Consider the following 20778-nt stretch of genomic DNA (forward strand, 5'->3'; position numbering starts at 1 on the left):
AGTGATAGCATGATAGCGACGCGCGTGCAAAGCTTGTCGGTCGAGGCTGCATTGTAAACAGAGTCATCTTTGCGACTGCATGATACGGAATGACTCCAAAGTTGGGGTTTGGTCTTGGGTATGTATACCCATTTCGACTAAAACGCACCTTTCGGTTCCTTTTGTGATCGCGGTGTGATATGAGCATACCGCTCTTGATAGCAAAATCTTGTATAAATACCAAGAATGAGCTATTGGACATCGTCAACGGTTTGACATAAAATTGTTATTAGTGACAACTTGGGGCTTATCGAGAGTATAATGTCACGTATACCCTAGATTATAGAGGGTCTCTACGTTCATATTGCGGATCCAGGTCGCTTCCTTCGGGCGAGCGACTGTGTGGGACGCGTTCTCTATCCAGTCGGAGGGTTCACGTTATGTCGGAGCGAATAGACCTGACAGAGCGTTTGGAAGGCGCGGGGCTACGAGGCTTGGCGCCCTCCGATGCGCCGACGCCTGAGACCTTGTCCTTCCTCGATCCCGCGTGGCGGCACGTGCCGATCCCCAGGGTCAGCGTCGTGATGCCGACCCTCAACGAGGCGCCGAACCTGGCGCACGTGATTCCACAGATCCCGAACTGGGTCCACGAGGTGATCGTCGTGGACGGACGGTCCACCGACGGCACGGTCGAGGTCGCCCGTCAGCTTCGCCGGGACGTTCGCGTCGTTCTGGAGAGCAAGCGCGGGAAGGGGGCGGCGTTGCGCGCCGGATTCGCCTGCGCGACCGGCGACATCATCGTCACGATCGACGCCGACGGGTCGATGAACCCCAATGAAATGATCCTCCTCGTCGGCGCTCTGCTCGCCGGCGCCGACTTCGCCAAGGGTTCCCGCTTCATCGAAGGCGGCGGGAGCACTGACCTTTCGACGTTCCGCGCGCTCGGCAACTGGGGGCTGACCACCTCCGTACGCCTTCTCTACGGCTGCCGCTTCAGCGATCTCTGCTATGGCTACATGGCGTTCTGGCGACGCTGGACTCCTCTGTTCGACGGCGAGACCGACGGCTTCGAGATCGAAACCGTCCTGTGCGTCCGGGCCCTGCAGCACGGGCTCAAGATCGCCGAGGTCGCGAGCCGCGAGGCCGAGCGCGTCCACGGCGTGAGCAATCTGCGCGCGATCCCGGACGGTTGGCGGGTGCTTCGCACAATCCTGCGCGAAAGGGTGGCGCCGAATTCGTCCCGGGCGGCGTCGGCATGACCACCGCCGCCTCCGGATCGTGGCCGCTCGGGGTCTTTCCCGGCTCGTCGGCCGCCGCGCCGCGGCCGGCGGCCGCGAGTCTCGACGACGGAGGCCCCGCGCGAATCCTGATGGTCAGCGCGCGGTTCTTTCCCCTCGCCGGGGGGGTCGAGACCCATGTCTACGAGACCGCGCGCCGGCTGGCGGCGCGCGGCTTGCGCGTCGACCTGCTCACGACCGACACGACCGGCGCCCTGCCGGCCCGGGACCATCTCGACGGCGTGTCGATCATCCGGGTTCCGGCGTGGCCGCGGGGGTCGGACGTGCGCTTCGCCCCGCGGATCTACGACGTGATCGCCGCCGGGCGGTGGGACATCGTCCATGTCCAGGGATACCACACCTTCGTTGCGCCGATCGCCATGGACGCGGCGCGGCGCGCCGGGTTGCCGTTCGTGCTCACGTTCCATAGCGGCGGCCATTCCTCGCCGCTGCGCAGGGCGGTGCGCGGCGCCCAGCGCCTGGCGCTTCGGCCGCTGGTCAACGGGGCGGCCCGGCTGATCGGCGTCTCGCGCTACGAGGCCGATTTCTTCAGCCGGACGATGGGCGTCGCGCGGCACCGGTTCCACGTCGTCCCGAACGGCGGCGAGCTTCCCCGTCCGGCGGTCGGCCGGACGCGCCGGTCGGGCGATCGTCTGATCGTTTCGATCGGACGACTCGAGCGCTACAAGGGCCACCACCGGGCGATCGAGGCGATGCCCCATATCCTGAGCCGACTGCCCGGCGCGCGTCTGCGCGTGCTCGGCGAAGGCCCCTACGAACGTCCGCTGCGCCGGCTCGTCGCTCGCCTCGGTCTCGCCGACGCGGTGACGATCGGGGGCATACCGTCCGGCGACCGGCGGGCGATGGCCGATCTCTTGGCGAGCGCCGACCTGGTCGTCCTCTTCAGCGACTACGAGGCCCATCCGGTGGCGGTGATGGAGGCGCTGGCGCTCGGCCGCAAGATCGTCGTCAGCGAGGCCGCCGGACTGGCCGAGATCGTCGCCGAGGGCCGCGCGCGCGGCGCGCCGCCGGCTTGCCGCGCCGAGGAGCGCGCCCGGCTCATGGTCGAGATGATGGAGGAGGGGCCCATTCCCGAAGCGGTTGCGCTTCCAACCTGGGAGGATTGCGTCGATAGCTTGTTGTCGATCTATCGTGACGCGCTCGGCCGCGAGCGGGACGCAACGCGGGCGGCAGGCGTCTGAGATGAGGCCTTCCGACCCCCGCTGCGCCTGCGGTCCGTCATGATCGCGACCGTTTTCCGCTGGCTCGGCTATGGCTGCGACCCGCGCGGACTCGACTGCGTCGAGCCCGCCGAAAGCGCGGGCTGGGCGCCGCTGCTGGCGCTCGTCGCCGCCGCCGCGCTCCTCGGCATGGCCTTCGCCGAGCGCTTGTCGCTCGTCGGCTCGTTTCCCGCCGAAGCGGCGTTCTGGCCCGGCGTGGCCGTGATCATCGTTCCGGCGGCGATGCGGATCGCCTGGCCGCGCGTGTCCCGGACCGAGAGGATCTGGCTGCTCAACGTCGTGACGATCAGTCTCTATCTCACCCGGGTCATCGCCAGCCCCACCACTTTCTACGGCCATGACGAGTATTTACACTGGTCGAGCACGATCGACGTTCTCGAGCGCCACCATCTTTTCACCGTCAACACGCTCCTGCAGGTCGGCCCCTCCTATCCGGCGCTCGAGATCGTGACCGCGGCCCTGGTCCAGTTGACCGGGCTCGGCGTCATTCCCTGCGCCATCCTGCTCGTCGGCGTCCTGCGCCTGCTGTGCGTGTCGCTCGTGTTCCTGGTGTTCGAGGCCGTCTCCCGGTCGTCGTGGGTGGCGGCGCTGGCGGCCGTCGTCTACATGGCGAACAGCAACTTCTACACATTCCTCGGTTCCTTTTCTTATGAAACCATTGCCGTCGACTTTCTGTTCGCTGCGATCTTCGTCGCGCTCCTGGTTTCTCGGCGGCCCGAAGCGCGCGGGACGCGGTCGGCGGCCGCGTCGACCGCCGGGCTGGTGGTCGTCAACGCCGCCATTCTCTTCGCCCTCGCCGTCAGCCATCACCTGACATCCTGGATCGGCGTCCTGATTCTCGCGTCTGTGGCGGTCGCGGCCTTCGTGCGCGGCGACCGCAGGACCGGATGGTCGGTCGGGGCGTTCGCCCTCATGGCGTTCCTCGCCAATGAAGTCTGGAAGTCGGTCTCGGGCGGCCGGGCCGACCTCTATATCGAAGACCTCCTGGCGATGTCCCTGCGCGCCTTCTTCGGCTTCCTCCGGGGGAGCCGGGCCGGACGCATGCTGTTCGAGTCCGCCGACGGCGCGCAGCAGCCGGCCGTCTACCGGGTGGTCGCGATCCTGTCGGTCGCACTCGTTTCGGCGGGACTGGTCGTCGGCTTCTTCCGCGCTCTGGGTCTACCGGGCGGGCGCGCCGCGTCCGCGTCCGCCGCCGGCCCGAAGCCGGCGGTTCTCGGCATGCGCGACAACGCCTTCGCGATCGTGCTGACCCTGCTGACGTTCCTGTTTCCGGTGAGCGTCGCGATGCGGCTGACGGGCGGCGGCTGGGAACTGGGCAACCGGATGTCGGCCTTCGTCTTTCTCGGCGTCGGCCTCGTGGTCGCGGTCGGCGCGGCGAGGGTCTGGATCACGCCGCGGGCGAGCCGGACGCGAGCCGCCTTCGCGGGCCTCGGCCTCGTGGTCCTGCTGGTCGGCGGAATGATCAGCGAACTCCCGCCCGATCTCCTCGCCGGGCCCTACCGCGCGGCGGCCGACGGCAGCTCAGTCGAGCCGATGGGGATCGCGACCGCCGAATGGACGCGGGAATGGCTCGGGGAGGGGCGGCGGTTCGCCTCGGACCGGGTCAACCGTCTGCTGCTCGCGACCTATGGCGGCCAGCGGATCGTCACCCAGGAACAGGACGGCGAGGAACTCGGGCTGACGATTTTCGACCCGACGTTCTCGCCCTGGGACCGCATGATGGTCCAGAACGCCGGCGCCAATTTCCTGCTGGTCGACCTGCGCCTTCAGCACGCCCGGCCGCTCTTCGGCTACTATTTCTCCGCCGGCGAGCCGCGCGATCTGCACGCCGCGCCGCCGCTCGCCGCCGATCTGGAGAAGTTCGACGACCTCCTGCAGGTGGGCCGGATCTACGACAACGGCTACGAGGTCGTCTACGATGTCGGCGCCCTCGTGGAAGAGACGCCGCGCAACAGCGCCGCGCCGATCGACGGCGACACGGTCCGGCTCGACCGGGCGTCGTCGGTCGCGAGAACGGTCAAGGAACGCGACAAGGTCGGCTACGACGCCGCCTCGCCCGGTCCGCCCGAGCCGCCCGACAGCGATTCCCCCGGCGCGGCGCAGTCCCTGAAGCTGGAACAGGGCGCCGCGACGGCGAGCAGCCTCGGCGGCCGCGTCGTGGTCAATCAAGACGAGGGAGTCCTGCGCCATGTCGCGAAGTGATTCCCGCGCCACGCTCCTCGAGCTCGCCGCCGCGCTGGCCTGCGTCGCGGTCCTGGGGTGGTCGCCCCATCCCCTCGTCGACCTGGCCGCGGCCGCGCCGCTCGTCGTCTATCTGCCGGGTCGCGCGGTCCTGCGCGCGCTCGACGCCGATCCCGAGGGGCGGCTCGAACGGGCTTCGGTGACGGTGGCGCTGAGCCTCGCGCTCGTGATCGTCTCGGGCCTGCTCCTGAACCTCGCGGATTCGATCACGCGGCAGGGCTTCCTCCTCTTGCTCGGCGCGATCGCCTGCGCGGCCTCGATCGTCGCCCTCGCGAGGGCGCCGCGCGCCGCCGCGCCGGCCGCGCCCGAAGCGCCGCGGGCGCAGCGAGCCACGGCGTGGGCCGCGAACCTGACGATGGCGACGCTGGCGGTCGCCCTCGCCGGCGCGGCCGTGGCGTTGGCGGTCGTCCTCAATCTCGACCGGCGCGACTTCGTGACCACGCAGCTTTGGGTGGTTCCGAAACAGGGGGATGCGGAGGCGGTGGTGATCGGATTGCGCAACGCCGAGGCGGGCGCGGAACGCTATGCGATCGAGGTGCTGGTGGACCACAGCCTCGTCCAGTCGTGGAGCGACGTGCCGCTGAAGCCTGGGGAAACCTGGACGACGACCTTCCGGTGGGCGGGCCTCGGCAAGTATCCGCGGCCTGTCCAACCCTTGAAGGAAGGGGCGCGCGGTCAAGGCGCGCCGCTCGCCACCGTCTCCGAACGGGTCGGCCTCGGCGCGGCGCCGCGCGTCGAAGCGCTCGTCTACCGCTCGGAAGACAGGTCCTCCGTCTACCGGCGGGCCTGGACAGCGCCGCAATGCGCGCTCGGCGACGACACGCATGGGAGGCCGCCATGCGTATTCTGATGCTGACGCAGTTCTACCACCCGGCGATCGGCGGCGAGGAGCGCCACGTGCGCGATCTGGCCGGCTTCCTGGTCGGACGCGGCCACCATGTCGCGGTCGCGACCGTCTGGCGCGACGGCCTGCCCGAGCGCGAGGTCGACCAGGGGGTGCGCATCGTCCGCATCAAGGGGCTGACGCAGCGCTGGCGCGGCCTCTTCACCGACCCGAACCGCACCCACGTTCCGCCCTTTCCCGACCCGGGGCTGACCGCCGCACTTTGGCGCGTGATCGCCTCGGAGCGGATCGAGGTGGTGCACGCCCACAACTGGCTTCTCCACGCCTTCCTGCCGCTGAAGCGGGCGAACGGCCCGCGCCTCGTGGTGACGCTGCACGACCTGAGCCTCGCCTGCGTCACCAAGTCGGCCATCCATCGCGGCGAAACCTGCAGCGGCCCGGCCTTGCGCAAATGCGCCGCCTGCGCCGCCGATCACTACGGCGCGGCCAAGGGTTCGATCACGCTGGCGGCGAACTGGATGTCCGGCGGCCTCGAGCGGCGCCTCGTCGACCGCTTCCTGCCGGTGAGCGCCGCGGTCGCCGTCGGCAATCGTCTGGTCGACGGCCCGACCCCCTGGGAGGTGGTGCCCAACTTCGTCCGCGACGACGTCGCCTCGCCCGGCGGCGCGGGAGACGAGCGCCTCGCCGGGCTGCCGCGCGAGCCCTTCATCCTGTTCGTCGGCGATCTTCGCCGCTTCAAGGGCGTCGCGGTGTTGAGCCGAGCCTACGCCGGGCTGGAGGGCGCGCCGCCTTTGGTCCTGATCGGCCGCAACTGTCCCGATACGCCGACGCAATGGCCCAGCAACACCCACGTCTTTCACGACTGGCCGCACGACGCGGTCATGCACGCCTGGAGCCGGAGCCTTGCCGGTGTCCTGCCGTCGATCGGGCCGGAAGCCTGCGCGACCGTGCTGATGGAGGGGATGGCGAGCGGCAGGCCGATGATCGCGACGCGGGTCGGCGGCAACCCGGACATCGTCCACCACGACGTCAACGGCCTGCTCGTGCGTCCGGGGGATTCCGACGGCCTGGCGCAGGCGATCGCCGCGCTCGCCGCCGACGAGGGGCTGCGCAGCCGGCTGGCGGCTGGGGCGCGGCGGACAGTGAAGGCGTTCATGGCGTCGAGCGTCGGTCCCCGCATCGAAGCGGTCTACCGCGACGTTCTCGACCACCGCCGGCCGGCCCCCGCGACCGCCGCCGGGATCGGTTTCGGCGACTTGTGTCTACCCGGGGCAGGGGGCGAGGATGGCGGTTAGTCAGGATCGGGCGGCCGCCCCCCCGGCCGGGCGCGGGGCGGTTCGGCGTCGCGACCCGCGCCGGGCGGAGGGTTCGGACCGCGGAGCGGGACGCGATTGGCTGGCGCCTGTGCGGCGGGCGCGACGGTCGCTCCACGTCCATTTCGATTTGACCTTCAACGCCGGCGCGCTGGCGCTGGCGACGGCGGCGAACGGCGCGTTCGGCTTCGTCTATTGGTGGGCGGCGGCGCGCGACTTCGCGCCCGCGGCGGTCGGTCTCGGCTCGGCCGCCATTTCGCTGATGCTGCTCCTGAGCGTCGCCGCCGACATCGGCTTCGGCACGCTGCTTCAGGGGGAAATCCCGCGCGACCGGACAATGGCCCCGCATCTCGTCGCCGCGGCGCTGGCGGCGTCGCTGGCGAGCGCGGGCGCCTTCGGCCTCGCCTATCTCGTGGCGGCGTCCCTGTTCGCGCACGGGCTCGGGGTCGCGCCGGAAGCGTCGGTCTCGACGCGGCTCTTGGTGGTCGTCGGCGTCTGCCTGCAAACCGTGACCGCCGTGCTCGACGCGGCGCTGATCGGCATGCTGCAAGCCTCGCTTCGCCTCCTGAGGAACCTGCTGTTCTCCGTGGCCAAGCTCGTCGTCCTGATCGGCTTCGCGGCGATCGCCATCCGCGAGGAGTGGCAGGTCGACGCGATCGTCGGGTCCTGGGCGCTCGGCCAGCTGGTCGCCACCCTCGGCCTCGTCGGCCTCGCGTTGGCCAGGGGGGTCCGCATCTGGGCCTGGCCGAGGTTCGATCTGTTGTGGCGACTCGGCGGAATCGCGTTCTGGCACTACGTGCTCAATGTCGCCTCGATCGCGCCGAGCCTGATCCTTCCGCTGATCATCGCGCTCGTGGTGTCGCCGGCGCAGAACGCGGCCTTCTACGCCGCATGGATGCTGCTCAGTCTGGCGAGCGTCCTCCCCGCCGCGCTCGCCAACGTGCTGTTCACCGTTGGCGCGGGCGATTCGTCGTCGAGGGCCTCGAGCGTCCGCTTCTCGCTCCTCGTCTCGCTCGGCGTCGGCGCGGTCGCGGCGACCGGGTTCGGGCTGCTGTCGAACGTCCTGCTCGGCCTCCTGAATCCGGTCTATCCCGGTCTCGTCGGATCGGATCTGCGCTTCCTCGGGCTGAGCGTTCCCCTGCTGGCGGTCAAGGTCCACTACATGACGGTGCAGCGCCTCGACGGAAAGATCCGCCGCGCCGCGCTGGCGCTCGCGGCCTTCGGCGCGGTCGAGGTTCTGTTCGCCGCGATGGGCGCCAAAATCGACGGACTCTTCGGCGCGACCGCCGGCTGGCTTCTGGCGATGGGCGTCGAGGCGGCGTGCCTGTCGCCGGCGCTGTGGCGCGCGACCGCGCCGGCGGGGGCGCGCAGGCGCGGCCGGGCGGGCCTCGGGCGAGACGCGGCGACGATGCAATCGACAAGGGCGGAGGAGGGGCGGGCCATGGCCGCGAATGCGATTCAAGAAGCCGAAGAGGCGGGCGCCGACGGCGAGGCCGACGCGCCAGCCTCGTTCTCCATCGTCATCTGCGTCCATACGCTCGACCGCTGGCCCGACGTCTGCGACGCCGTCCGGTCGGCGCAGGCGCAGGACCTTCCGGCCCGGGAGATCGTCGTCGTCGTCGATCACAACCGCGCGCTCTACGAGCGCTGCAGGACGGCGTTCGGCGACGTCGTCGTGGTCGAGAACCGTGGGCAAAAGGGGCTGTCGGCGGCGCGCAACACCGGCGTGGCCGTCTCGGGCGGCCGGATCGTGGCGTTTCTCGACGATGACGCGGTGGCCGAACCCGGTTGGCTCGCCGCCATGTCGCCGTGGTTCGACGACGCGCGCGTGTGCGGCGTCGGCTCGGCGGCGCATGCGCGCTGGATCGGCGCGCGTCCGTCCTGGTTCCCGGACGAGTTTCTCTGGGTCGTCGGCTGCGCCTATCGCGGCCTCGAGGCGGGGGAGGTGCGCAACGGTCTCGGCTGCGCGATGGGCCTGCGCCGATCGATCTTCGAGCGCGTCGGCGGGTTCGATCCGCGGCTCGGGCGCAACGGGTCGCGGCTGCCGATCAGTTGCGAAGAGACCGAGTTCAGCCTGCGGGCGGCGCGGGCCATTCCCGGCGCGAAATTCGTCTATGCCCCGGGCGCCGGCGTCGCGCACAAGGTTCCCGCCGAGCGCTTGACCTTCGCCTATTTCGTGCTGCGCTGCTTCGCCGAAGGCGTGTCCAAGGCCCGGGTCGCAAAGCTCGCGGGCGCGCGGTCGCTGGCGACGGAACGCGGCTACGTCCTCGGCGCCCTCATGGCCGGCGTCGCCCGCGGCGCCGCCGGCCTGGTCGTCCGGCTGGACGTCCGGGCGGGCGCGCGCGCCGCCGCCATCGTCGCCGGACTCGCCAGCACGGTCTCGGGCTACGCCTGGGAGACGCTGGGTTTGCCTGCGGGCCGCTCGCCGCCGCCGCCCGGATCCGGCGACGCCGCTGCGGGGCGAGCGCAATCCGGGCGTCGCGTCGCTGCGCCGGCGGCGGGCGCCGGACCGTGCGCCAGAAGTCAAAGTTCGGCCACAAGATGAGTTTTTACTTAAAATGGCGGGACTTAGCTTCAAGTCAATTCGAGCGATGTTGGAGCGAAACGTGAAGAACCTGCACACTCTGGCGGCCTGCGTCGCCATCGCCGTCGCGGCTCCCGCCATGGCCTTCGCCGGCCCGCGCTATCCGGGGGCCGACAGCGGTCCTCCCGGCGACGCGTTCTGCTCGCAGGACGACGCCGAGGCCGCCCTGTTTCGGTCCGGCGACCGGATCACAGTGACCGTGTACGAGCGGATCGACCCCGATCCGAACGACCGCCTGCCGTCGGACAGGCGCACGTTTCCCAGTTACCGGCTGCGCGCCGAGGTCAGCGGCGACTTCAGGATCGCCGACGACGGCTCGATCTCGGTCCCCATCATCGGGCAGCTGACCGCCGCCGGTAAGTCGGTCCAGCAATTGACCGACGCGATCGGCAAGGCGTTCGAGTCGAGCCTGGGACATGTCGGGATGATCTCGATCGCGGTCGCCGAGCATCAGCCGATCTATGTCGACGGCGTCGTCAAGAGCCCCGGCGCCTACAAGTACACCTCCGGACTGACGGTCGCGCACGCGCTCAGCCTCGCCGGCGGATTCGAGGACATCAAGCTCGAATCGCACCAGATTCTGGTGCAGACGATGCAGGAGCTGGGCACTGGCGAGCAGGCGAAGCAGACGCTCGAGCGTCTGCTCGCGCGCCAGGCGGTGCTGCTGGCCGAGTACGAGGGGTCTCCCGCGTCCGTGCCCCAGTCCCTGGTCGATCTGGCCGGCGAAACCCGAGCCAAGGCGCTGATCGCCGCCCAGGTGAGCGAGCGGAACTCGGTGGTCGAGGCGAACGACATTCAGGAGCAGGGCCAGACCCGCATGGTCGACAGCGCCCGGCAGGCGCTCGAACTGAGGCAGAGCCAGATCAAGTACGTTGAACAGGCGATCGAGCAGCGCACGGCGCGGATGGACACGTTGAAGTCGATGGTCTCCAAGGGGCTCTTGTCCGGACCGTTGTACCAGGACGCGCAAGCCCAGTACCTGGACAACCTGTCGAAGAGGGAGGACGTCACGCTCGGCATCCAGCAGACGCAGCAGCAACTGGTCGACGCGCAGGCGAACCTGGTCAGGCTGAAACTCGAGGCGAGGCACGCGCTGCAACACGAGATCGCCGATTTGGAACTGCAAATCGCAAATCAGTGGATCGTCTATCGATCGCATCTGACGACCATGAACATCCTCAACGCAGATCCCGACGCGTCGCCGGGGGCCGCTCCGCTCGCCTACGAGATCGTGCGCCGGGTCGGCAGTTCCGCGGCGACGTACCGGGTCAAGCCCTCCTGCCTCCTGCAGCCGGGCGATCTCATCAAGGTGTTCTTGCCGATCGGGAAAGAACCGAACGACACGGTCAGTGAGAAATAGCCGGAGCGGAACGCGCCGGCGCAGCCTGCCGGGCGCCGTCTCGCGGCGTGAAGGAAATTATCAAGATCAGGATGGAGTGATGGCGCTTTATAAAGATCCGGGAGAGCGGTCATGTTCGAGCGATCGGTGAAAACGCTGAATCAAATGGCGCCTGTGTTCCAGAGACTGAACATCGATGTCCCAATCAAGCGATCCTTTGAATTCGCCTTCTGGTCCAAGGAGTGGTTGCGGCGAAAGTTCGCCGCGCCCGGGGAACCCTTCCTCGGGGTGTACGAGCCGTGCTTCACCGCCCTGGTTGACCTCCGTCTCGAGGATTTCGCGGGCAAGCGCATTCTCGACGTCGGGTGCGGTCCCCAGGGCACACTCGAGTGGGCCGACATGGCCGCCGAGCGGATCGGTCTCGATCCGCTCGTGGACCAGTACCGGCTCCTCGGGATCGATTCCCACAAAACGAAATACGTGAAGGCGCCCTCCGAGCACATTCCGTTTCGCGACGGCTATTTCGACATCGTGTCGTGCTTCAACGCGCTCGACCACGTCGACGACGTCGACGAGACGATCGGCGAGATCAAGCGGGTTCTGGCGCCGGGCGGACTTCTTCTGCTGGGCGTCGACGTCAATCATAGTCCGACCATGGCCGAGCCGGTCACCCTTCGCTGGGACATCGTGGACAAGTTCAAGCCCGAGTTGGCGCCTGTTTTCCTGCGGCGCTGCAAGAAGACCTCGAGCTACGTCGATCTCCTGAAACCGGACACCGACTTCGACGAGCAAACGTGCGGCGATCAGCCGGGCGTCCTGATCGTCAAGTTCAAGAAATCGACCAATCCGGCCGCGCCGCCGAACTGACGCAGCGGAAGGCGACAATGGCGAGCGCGGGGACGCAATCGCGGCCCCGCGCTCCTGTTCTGGCGCCCGTCGGACAGACGGGCGCCTTTGTAAGCCGGGCTCAGTGAAGCGCGGGCCTTCCGTCGAAGGCGGCGAGGTTCTGACCCAGGGGCGCATGCACGCCGACCTGAGGCTCGCTCGCGAACCCTGCGCCAAACCCGCCCGTGATCGCCGCGGCCAGATCGCTGTGGGCGACCTGGATTCCGCCGGCGCCGGCCGAAGCGCCGATCGACGGGGCGTGAAGGAGCTTGGCCACGACGTCCGAGGCCTGTCCCGTCGCCGCCGATGTCGCCGCCGGCGGATCGAGCACGGTCATGGTCTGGGAAGCGGTGTAGTTATAGGTTCCCGCGACCTCGTCACGCGCCTGAACCGTGAGCGTCGCCGTCGGCTTGCCGCTGCCGGTGTAGTTCGACGTCAGCGTCAGACCGCTGTTGGCCTGCGCCTGCGACAGGACGATCCAGCTGCCCGAAAAGGTCTTGTGATCGGCGGCGTCGGAGATCGTTTCGTAGCTCGGCAGACCCTTGATCAGCACCTGGGTCGAGGTCGAGGTCGACGGCGCCGTGACGCTGACGCCCAGTCCGACCTTGCCGCCGCCTTCCGTGACCTGCAGCGCCTTGTTGGCGATCGACAGCGTCAGTGGGCCGGAGGTCGACCCGCCGCCGGTGGACCCGCCGCCGGTCGATCCGCCGCCAGTGGACCCGCCGCCAGTGGACCCGCCGCCGGTCGACCCGCTGCTGGTCGCCGTAACGTTCGCGCCCTTGATGGTGTCGCCGCTGCCGGGCGCCTGATAGACCTGGACGTCGTTGACCAGCATCGGCATCGACTGGGGCGAGGAACTGTCCAGAGACGTATGCCAGCCGGCGGTGCTGGAGTTCGCGACCTGGTTGCTCATGATCAGTTCCATGGGCTCGTTCGGGATCGTGGCCTGCGCGCTGGTGACTTCCGCGATTTCCTTCCCGTTGAGATACCAGGTGATCGACTTGCCCGGAATCCAGTCGATCCCGTAGGTGTTGTAGCCCGCCGTTAGATCGACGCCGGTATTGACCTGGCCGCCGACGGTGCCGCCCGACGTGTGGAGATGATAGGCGAGAACGTCGTTGGCGTTGCCGGAGCCGGAGTATCCGCCCTCCTGCATGTCGATCTCGAAGTTGTCGCCCGACGAGCCGGCGCCCGAGCCCGGCAAGAGCCACAGGCTGGGCCATTGCCCGTCGCCGCCCGGCTCCTTCATGCTGATCTGCACGTAACCGCCGTCGATCTCCATCTTGCCGTAGGTCGACACCGCGCCGGCGCTGATCGGAAAGGTCTGGTTCGCGCCGTCGTTGACGCCGGCGACGCTCTTCTGCACGGCGTTCAGGGTCAGGCCGTTGTTGACGCCCACCTCGGCCGGGGTGTCGTAGTCGGCGTCGTAGGGGCCGCCGACGCCGCTCCCGTTCGCGCTCTTGTTCCAGGGGTAGCCCTGGGCGGCGTTGCTCGTGATGTAGGTATTCCAGTCGGCGGTGTTCAGGCTCGAGCCGCTGAAGCTGTCGTTGAAGACCAAGTCATTGGCGGTGAAGCCGGACGGCGCTGACAGTGTGACAGACATAGAACTATTCCAATCATATACAGGCCGCGATAGCGGCGCTGGACCATGGGACGGGTAAGCTTATGGCCATATAGAACCTATCGATCCGAATAATCGATATTTATTTGGCGATCATAAGCGAGTAGAGATATGGGTACTGATAGATATGTGATCTTCGCCATCTCTCCTTTCGTATTACCGCTGGCCCCTCTTAGATCAAATCTCATCAGTAACGTCTATGTGGCATTTTGGCGCGGTCTATATTGATAGTTTACACAAATGTAAACAATAACTAAACAAGTGTAAACAGGAATTATACGACTGTAAACTTTTGACGGTAGGAATCGATTTCTCGCCATTATTCTCATTTGTGCGGCGCCAGACAGCAAGGATGGCCAAAGCGAATCCTGCCCCGCCGCCCGCGGCGCCTCCGTGACAATCCGAATCTCGGAGTCTGCGCAGCCGGCCGCGCGCGGGGGACAAGCGCGCGACGTCGGCTCTCGACGGGACATGGGGATTGCGCTGAAGGCGCGGGGGATTCGGCGGGCGGCGAGCCTGGGCTCGAGCCGCGCGCAATCGCCTCCCGTCGCCTCTTCGGCCCACGGGCGACGTCAGGCGGCGACGGGCGCGGACCGCCTCGATCGTTCCGCGCCGGACGAGATCAGATGGCGCCGGCGCAGCCGGATAGGTCGGCGACTGCGCTCCGGTCGCGCGGGGGAGGGGAGGCCCTCAGAGTCCGGCCGACGGTCGGGACGCTTCGCGACCCGCCGTCCCGCCGGCGTTCGACCTTCCCGTCGGCGTTATCCGCGCGGCGCGACCAGCGCCACGCTTTCCGGACCGCCGTCGAAAGCCCTGGGCGCGCCCGTGTAGGTGGTTGCTGCGTCGACAGGGCTCGTCAGCGCCGCCGCCAGACGAGAACCCGGATCGAGGGCGACCGCGAGCGAGGCGCGGCTCGAGGCCGCGCTCTCCCCGCCGGTCGACGGGGGCGCGATCAGCTTGGCCAGCGCGTCCGCGCTCGGCGCGGGCTTCGATGCCGGAGGGTCGACGACGATCAGAGTCTGCGTCGCCGACCGGGACTGCACGCCCGCAATCGTATCCGTCGCGTAAATCGTCAGCAGCGCCGTTGGCTTCGCGTCGCCCCGATAAGACGATGTGAGCGTCAGGCCGCTGTCGACCTGCGCCTTGGTGAGGGTGATCTTGTCGCCGGCGAATGTCTTGTGATCGAGCGCGTCCGTGACCGTCTCGTAGGCCGGCAGTCCCTCGATCGTGACCAGGGTCGAGGTCGAGGCCGCCGGGGCCGTGACGGAAATGCCGAGAGCGACCGTTCCGCCGCCCTCCGTGACCGAGAGCGTCCTGTCGGCGACGGCGACGGTCGGAGGGACGGGCGCGAGCGACGCCGTCCTGGAGCCGCCGACGTTGGCCCCGAGGATCGAGCGCGCGGCGCCCGGCGCCTGATACAGTTGCACGTCTGCGATGTCCATTTGCATGGATGCGGGCGTGGAGCCGTCCAGAACCGTGTGCCATGCCGAGGCCGCAGAATCCGCCACCTGATTGGCCATCACCAGTTCCATCGGCTCGTCCGGAATCGGCGCCTCGGCGCTGGTTATCTCCGCGATCGCCTGCCCGTTCAGGTACCAGGTGATTGATTGTCCCGGTATCCAGTTGATGGCGTAGGTGTTGTAACCCTGCGTGAGATCGACCCCGGTGTTGACCTGACCGCCGTAGACATGGTCGGGCGTGTGGATGTGATAGGCGAACACCTGGTTCGGATCGCCGGAGCCGGTCATGCCGCCTTCCTGAATGTCGATTTCCTCGTCGTCGCCTGAGCGCGCGCCTGAGCCGGGCAGCAGCATCAGGGTCGGCCAGGCGCCGTCGCCGGCCGGCGCTTTCATGCTGATTTGCAGGTAGCCGCCGTCGAACTCCATCTTTCCATAGGACGAAACCACTCCGGCCGTCACCGGAAACGTCACCCAGCGCAAATTGTCGACCCCGGCGACGCTCTGTCGCTCCGCGTTCAGCGTCAGGCCGTTGTCAGTCCAGACTTCCTGCGGCAGATCGTAGTCGGCGTCGTAGACGCTGCCGATTCCGCTGCCTCCGCTGCCGTTGGCGTTCCACGGCGTGCCGCCGGCGCGGGCGCTGGTGATGTAGGGGAGCCAGGAATTGGCGCTGAGCGATGTGCCGCTGAAGTTGTCGTTGAAGACCAGGTCGCCGGCCTTGTATCCGTACGGCGCAGAAAGCGTTACCGACATTGTCAATCTCCCGACAGAGCTGAGACCAGGATAAAATTCCAATCATCGACAGCGATGCGTAAGCAAGACGGGCGACTCTAACGGCGCCCGCAGCGCTCGCGTCGTAACGACACAGATGTATTTTGATTTGAGGCGTTGTTGTGGCGATCGCTCTACGACTATTGGCCTTATTGTTCTAAATGAACTTGATGCAGGTGTTGTCAGCGCTGCAATCATTCAAGAGCTGGCAGCCCGCGCACGAGAAAAGGCCGCTGGTCTTGATCGCGACATCGGTACGGTTTTTCGCGCCCAATCTCTTGATGATGTTTCGGACGTGAACCTTGACGGTGCTTTCCGTCATGTTGAGTTCGTAAGCGATCACCTTGTTGGATTTTCCTTGCTGAATCGCCCGGACGACGGCGAGCTGCCGATCGGTGATCGGGCTGGTCGGATCGGCCCGACGGGCGCTGGTCGCGCCGGACGACAGTCCCGTGAGCAGGCTGTCCGCCGGCACGTAGACGCCGCCGGCCATGACGAAGCGCACGACTTCGACAGCGACGTCGAACCCCATGGTCATCGGGATGAAGCCCTTGGCGCCCTGGCGGATGACGATTCGCATCAGGCCCAGATCGTTCTTGTCCGACAGCACGACGACCGGCGCCTGGGCGACGAGCGCGGGCAAGGCGTCGAGCAGCGCCGGCTTCGACAGGCCGCCTTCCGCGGCGAGGACGACGATCACCAACCCGGCGGCCGCGGCGTCGCCGCGGCCGTTGAATTCTTCCACCGACGAGAAGGTATTCACCGGTAACGAAAACGCCGCCTGCAGGCTTCTCTTCAGGCATTCTTGCAAGAAAACGCGGCGCTCGATAATTGACAGTGTCCTGGCGACGGTTTCGGCAGATCGTTCCTGCGCGCGCTCCAGCCTGTGGTCGTTCAGGTCTGTCGCGTCGATCGTATACGTCTCAGCGTACAGTCGATTTATCGACATTATTAACCCCCTGATCGAAGTGTGAACTAAAATCGAAGTGAATATCTGGACCGCGACGCCGATGCAAATTTGGTGAGACCGTAACAGTGAAAACAATTAACCGGCGTTATCACTCCTGTTAACTCTGCGCGATATTACAACATTCTGAATTGATCTCAACGGGTCGCTCGACAATTGCGATTCGGTCAATCGACGGCTTCGGACGACGCGCCGGCGAGCCTCGCCGAAGGCGGGGCGCCGCCGGTCGCTCGTCCGCGCCTCGCTGCGCCACGGGCGGACGCCGTCGCTCCTGGCCGGCGGGGCGGCGCTCGATCCGGCTTGGCGGATTTCGTGGGTTTCGGCGCGAGCGGGAGAAGGAGCGGGCAGGGCGCCGGGACTCGGCGATCGGAGCCGCGCCCCCGCCCCGCGCCCTGGACTCGTTCAGCAACCGCACGGGCGAATGAGGCGGCGTCGAACGGCGCCGCCTCTGCCGCTACCTGTGCAGGAGGACGCGCGCCCCGCGAACCGCCTCCTTCAGCGATTCCTTCAACTGGGTTCCCTCGAGGCTCGCCGCCGCCTGATTCTTCGCCGAACGGGCGAGAACCAGCATCAGCCCCTTCACAGTCATCGGCAGACAGGCCTCGCGTAGCGGCACGTGGACGTGCGCATAGCGGACCTTGTACGGCTCGTCTCCGACGCCGAGATCGAACGTCTTGAGCCCTTGCCGGCTGCCCCACTTCATCTGAAACTCGTTCAGCAGCCGGCCGGGCGCGTATGGCTTCCACTCCGGGTCGCCCCTGTAGGACGACATCAGGCCGTAGAACCTTTCGCCGACGACGTACCCCCAGTTGGCGGCGACGATGGTCGCGTTGACCGCGAGAGCGGAGACGTTGACGGAACCGTTGCGGAACATCGATTGCGTGGCCTGGACATAATAGTGCGCATATCCGATCTCGTGGACGAACCGGTCATACCCGAGCGTCCGGCGGAATTGCGCGCCCTTCATCTCCATCAGCGCCTTCAGATAGGCTTGCGCCTCCTCTTCGGTCCGGGCGACCGAGAAGGAGACTTCGCCGAGCGCGGCGAGCTTGCGCGTGCGACGGCGCGAGCCGCTGGGATCGGGCAGGATGGATTTTTCGGCGGCGTCCCAATCTGCGGGAAGCGTCATCCAATGGCCGTTCTCGCTGTAGGCGCCGGTCGACAGGAACCGCATCGGGTTCGGCCAGTCCTCGACGACCGTCGGCATCTTCTCCAACAGCGCCAGGTCGAAAGCCGGCAGCCGCTTCTTCAGGTCCTCCCACAGGACCTCCACTTTCGCGGCGTCCCAGTCGCGCGCGGCGGGAAAGACGATCGGCGCGTTATAGTCGCTGACGTCGCCGTCGATGAATTTGAGGACGGTGGAGCCGTGTCGCTGTTCCAGGCAAAGAGGCAGCAGGAGCAGCGGGGAGCCGCCGGAGTCCAGCACGGCGACCAACTGGGGCGAGAATTTCCGCCTCCGGCCGATGGTTCGAAGCCAGACGTCCAGAACGTCAGCGCATTGGAAAACATAGCGACGCGCGGGCGTGACGCTCGTGGCGGCAGGCCAATACCCGGAGAAGGCGGAAAGATCGTTGTGAACGTGGATTGACCAGTCGCCCTTGCAGAGTGTGTCCTGCTTCCGCAACACCATGGTCCCCTCGTAGGAATTGCCGAAAATCGTACGAGCGACAGAGAGTCTCAGAGCGTAAAGGAAACACCCCGACAGGATGACAAAGTTGAAATCCGTTTCATAATCTAAGTGAACGAGAGACGTCCCGTTCAATAACGATTTAATTTACAGCCTGCAATCTATCAGTGAACGCTCTCGTTTCCAAATGGATTGTCTGCGGCGAGCCAAACCCTTGACTTGGCCGGGGCGCGCGGGCGCAACGCCGACTGGTTGGCTCCGCCGTTCGGCGGCGCGACACGGAGGGCGAAGCGCTCGACCAGGCGGCGTTTGGCAATCCCAGCGCGGATCGGCCGCCGTGCAGGACAGCGCCTCGATCCGGGAAAGGCATTGCGACTGCCGTCGTTCCCGCGTCCACCCCCCGGAACGGGCGCAGCGCGCGTCCTCGGCGCGCGGTCCCTTACCGCCGCGCCGCAACGACGAACACGATGAGAACGGCGGCGAGGCCGGCCGCCACATGAACGGCGAGCAGCGTGTTGGCGGTGTTGCGATAGGCCTTGCCGAACAGCGGCGCCGAGACGCCCGAGGCGAGCGCCGCCATGAGAAACGCGCCCGCGACCAGCGCGAGCCGCTTGAGCGCGTCGTCGTCGTCGAGACCGCCCAGATGCAGAATGGCCGCCAGCGATTCCGCGACGCCGAGGCCAAGCAGAACGTGAAAGCCGATCAGGACCGGCTTCCTCTCCTTCCGGAACCACAACAGCAGCAGATAGGCGCCGAGCGCGGCCGCCGCAGTCGCAAACAGAACAACCGGAAACGTCGTCATCTGGAATCCGCCGCCCGTCCGATGCGCGAAGAGTGTCGCACGGCCCGCGACGCCGTGGCAATCCCCCGTCCGTCCCGGGGGTTGTATCCGTGCGCGCGCCAATACAGTATCATGCTGTTGGACGGGGCTTCAAGCCGGCATGAGCAGCGCTGGAAAGCGGATCGCCATTGCAGGGATCGTGCTGTTGACCGCGCCGGGGCGGTCGCCGGCGGCGTGCTCGGTCGCCGACATCGATGTCGGACGGGCCGAGGTCATCGTCCAGGGCCGCGCGACCTACGTCGTCGGCGAGCTGGCCAACCAATGCTCCGACGGGACGGGCGTTCAGATTCGCCTCACCTTGCGGGACGACGAGGGGAACGTGCTGCTGACCGGCGACTTCTGGCCGGCGAGCGGCCGGAACATCGCCGCAGGCGGCCGTCGCGGTTTCACCTATGTGGTCTCTCCCGCCGAGCGCATCCCCAGGCGCCGCGCCGCCAACGTAACGGTCGAGGTCTCCGCCGTGCGGAAATGGTGACCCCGCCTCGAGGTTCCGCCGGGCGGTCCCCGCATCCCGGCAACCGGTGCAATCTCGCGCTTGCAGAGGGGATCCGGACCGCGGCTTCCGCAGGGGACAGGTTGGTTGCAGCAGAGGATCAGGCGAATCAGCGCGTCGAAATGGCCCGGTTCCGTAGGGCGCGGAGCGCGAATAATCGTCGCTTCCCATCCTCGCGACGCCGCGCGACTTGACAACCTGACGGTTGTGCTATCTAATGTTTACCTATCGAGGTATGCAGAAACGACCCGCGCAGACGCAGGAAAGCGCCTTCAGGCCGTTCCGACGGTTCCATTCCGCTCGGGAAGCGCCGGCGCTCGGGTCGTTGCGACAGGAGATCGGGGCCATGGCGAATAACGGACCCGGCGACGGGTTGGACAGGCCCACGGCGACGGCCGTCCCGGATCAGGATGACGACGATGCGACCGGCTTCGATGTCCCGAATGCGGCGCCAAATGATCTCCGGTCGACCACGACCAGGGCGGTCGGCGTCGTCGCGGAGCCGTCCTTCATCAGGGACTGCATTCGGATGGGGCTCGGAACCCTGTCGGGATACGTCTGCTTCGCGTATGGCGACGTTGAGGAATTCGCAAACGACGACAAGCGAGCGAATTGCGAGATCGTCATCATGGCGTGCCTGGGCGTCGACGGCGAGGCATTGGCGATGGCGCTGGCGCGGCTGCGCGACTTCGAACCGACCCTTCCGGTCCTCGTTCTGGGGCCGCCGAAAGTCGAATACATCAGCATCGCCATTGCGCACGGCGCGAAAGGGTACATTCCGTTCACCACCAGGTTCGAAGTCATGGTCGAGGTGATCCGCGTCATTCTGGCGGGCGGCACCTATGCGCCTCTGGATTGCCTCGCGGCGGCGGGCCCCGCCGCCGGGCGGGACGCCCAGGCGGACGGGGTCAGGATCGCGTCCTCCCCTGCGGCGCTGACCGCCCGGGAACTCTCGGTGGTGCGCGCGATTCAGCAGGGAAAATCCAACAAGGTCATCGCCTATAACCTGAATATGACCGAAAGCACGGTAAAGGTGCATGTGCGTCACATCATGACGAAATTGAAGGCGAAGAATAGAACCGAAATCGCCGTCATGTCTGACAAGATCGGCCTCGAATTGTGTGACGAGCTTCCGCTGAATTAACTCTGACGCGCGACAGGAATTCTTTCTGGACTGACGGCTTCGTTTGCCGTCTTTTACGAAAGAGGCGAGACGGCAGATTCGGCAAGCGCCGACCCAACGCAGCAGCTCGCAGATCGTTACCGATTGGTCTCGGTGTCTCCGAGGGCAACGCGCC

Annotated in this window: 15 protein-coding genes; 10 read left to right on the plus strand and 5 right to left on the minus strand. The window is 67.0% G+C overall.

Features of this window, described 5'->3' with window-relative positions:
* Positions 1-473 precede the first annotated feature (473 nt).
* From DFR50_RS22340 to DFR50_RS22375, 8 genes are all read left to right on the plus strand, one after another.
* Positions 474-1238: a glycosyltransferase family 2 protein gene (locus DFR50_RS22340; RefSeq protein ID WP_245428044.1), complete on the plus strand. Its 765-nt coding sequence runs from the start codon at positions 474-476 to the stop codon at positions 1236-1238.
* Positions 1235-2458, plus strand: coding sequence for a glycosyltransferase family 4 protein (locus DFR50_RS22345; protein WP_113891483.1), 1224 nt, complete (start codon positions 1235-1237; stop codon positions 2456-2458). Before DFR50_RS22340 ends, DFR50_RS22345 begins: the two co-directional genes overlap by 4 nt.
* Before the next feature lie 39 nt (positions 2459-2497).
* Positions 2498-4699: a hypothetical protein gene (locus DFR50_RS22350; RefSeq protein WP_113891484.1), complete on the plus strand. Its 2202-nt coding sequence runs from the start codon at positions 2498-2500 to the stop codon at positions 4697-4699.
* Positions 4686-5588 carry a hypothetical protein gene (locus DFR50_RS22355; protein ID WP_113891485.1) on the plus strand — a complete coding sequence of 301 codons (903 nt, stop codon included), beginning with the start codon at positions 4686-4688 and terminating at the stop codon, positions 5586-5588. The genes DFR50_RS22350 and DFR50_RS22355 overlap by 14 nt, the downstream gene beginning before the upstream one ends.
* Positions 5576-6877, plus strand: a complete 1302-nt coding sequence (locus DFR50_RS22360; RefSeq protein ID WP_170153342.1) for a glycosyltransferase family 4 protein — start codon at positions 5576-5578, stop codon at positions 6875-6877. The genes DFR50_RS22355 and DFR50_RS22360 overlap by 13 nt, the downstream gene beginning before the upstream one ends.
* Before the next feature lie 109 nt (positions 6878-6986).
* Positions 6987-9440: a glycosyltransferase gene (locus tag DFR50_RS22365; protein ID WP_170153343.1), complete on the plus strand. Its 2454-nt coding sequence runs from the start codon at positions 6987-6989 to the stop codon at positions 9438-9440.
* Between the two features lie 61 nt (positions 9441-9501).
* Positions 9502-10839 (plus strand): polysaccharide biosynthesis/export family protein, encoded by a 1338-nt coding sequence (locus DFR50_RS22370; RefSeq protein WP_170153344.1) that lies wholly within the window; start codon positions 9502-9504, stop codon positions 10837-10839.
* Positions 10840-10950: 111 nt separating this feature from the next.
* Positions 10951-11685, plus strand: a complete 735-nt coding sequence (locus DFR50_RS22375; protein ID WP_113891489.1) for a class I SAM-dependent methyltransferase — start codon at positions 10951-10953, stop codon at positions 11683-11685.
* Between the two features lie 100 nt (positions 11686-11785).
* Here DFR50_RS22375 and DFR50_RS22380 read toward each other — a convergent pair whose 3' ends face one another.
* The 5 genes from DFR50_RS22380 to DFR50_RS22400 all read right to left on the minus strand — a co-directional run bounded on the left by DFR50_RS22380 (position 11786) and on the right by DFR50_RS22400 (position 18948).
* Positions 11786-13306 carry a glycoside hydrolase family 16 protein gene (locus tag DFR50_RS22380; protein ID WP_113891490.1) on the minus strand — a complete coding sequence of 507 codons (1521 nt, stop codon included), beginning with the start codon at positions 13304-13306 and terminating at the stop codon, positions 11786-11788.
* Positions 13307-14085: 779 nt separating this feature from the next.
* A complete protein-coding gene (locus DFR50_RS22385) occupies positions 14086-15534 on the minus strand; it encodes a glycoside hydrolase family 16 protein (RefSeq protein ID WP_113891491.1) in 1449 nt (482 codons plus the stop codon).
* A gap of 175 nt (positions 15535-15709) precedes the next feature.
* Complete coding sequence (locus DFR50_RS22390; protein ID WP_147262854.1) at positions 15710-16597, minus strand: response regulator transcription factor; 888 nt, start codon at positions 16595-16597, stop codon at positions 15710-15712.
* 376 nt (positions 16598-16973) lie between these two features.
* Positions 16974-18149 carry a GNAT family N-acetyltransferase gene (locus tag DFR50_RS22395; RefSeq protein WP_113891493.1) on the minus strand — a complete coding sequence of 392 codons (1176 nt, stop codon included), beginning with the start codon at positions 18147-18149 and terminating at the stop codon, positions 16974-16976.
* Between the two features lie 436 nt (positions 18150-18585).
* Positions 18586-18948, minus strand: a complete 363-nt coding sequence (locus DFR50_RS22400) for a hypothetical protein (RefSeq protein ID WP_113891494.1) — start codon at positions 18946-18948, stop codon at positions 18586-18588.
* Between the two features lie 139 nt (positions 18949-19087).
* Between DFR50_RS22400 and DFR50_RS22405 the strand changes: the two genes are divergently transcribed.
* Positions 19088-19462 (plus strand): hypothetical protein, encoded by a 375-nt coding sequence (locus DFR50_RS22405; RefSeq protein WP_113891495.1) that lies wholly within the window; start codon positions 19088-19090, stop codon positions 19460-19462.
* A 547-nt stretch (positions 19463-20009) separates the two neighbouring features.
* Positions 20010-20624 (plus strand): response regulator transcription factor, encoded by a 615-nt coding sequence (locus DFR50_RS22410; RefSeq protein WP_170153345.1) that lies wholly within the window; start codon positions 20010-20012, stop codon positions 20622-20624.
* Positions 20625-20778: the final 154 nt, after the last annotated feature.

This window comes from Roseiarcus fermentans, assembly GCF_003315135.1.
GTDB classification, from domain to species: Bacteria; Pseudomonadota; Alphaproteobacteria; order Rhizobiales; family Beijerinckiaceae; genus Roseiarcus; species Roseiarcus fermentans.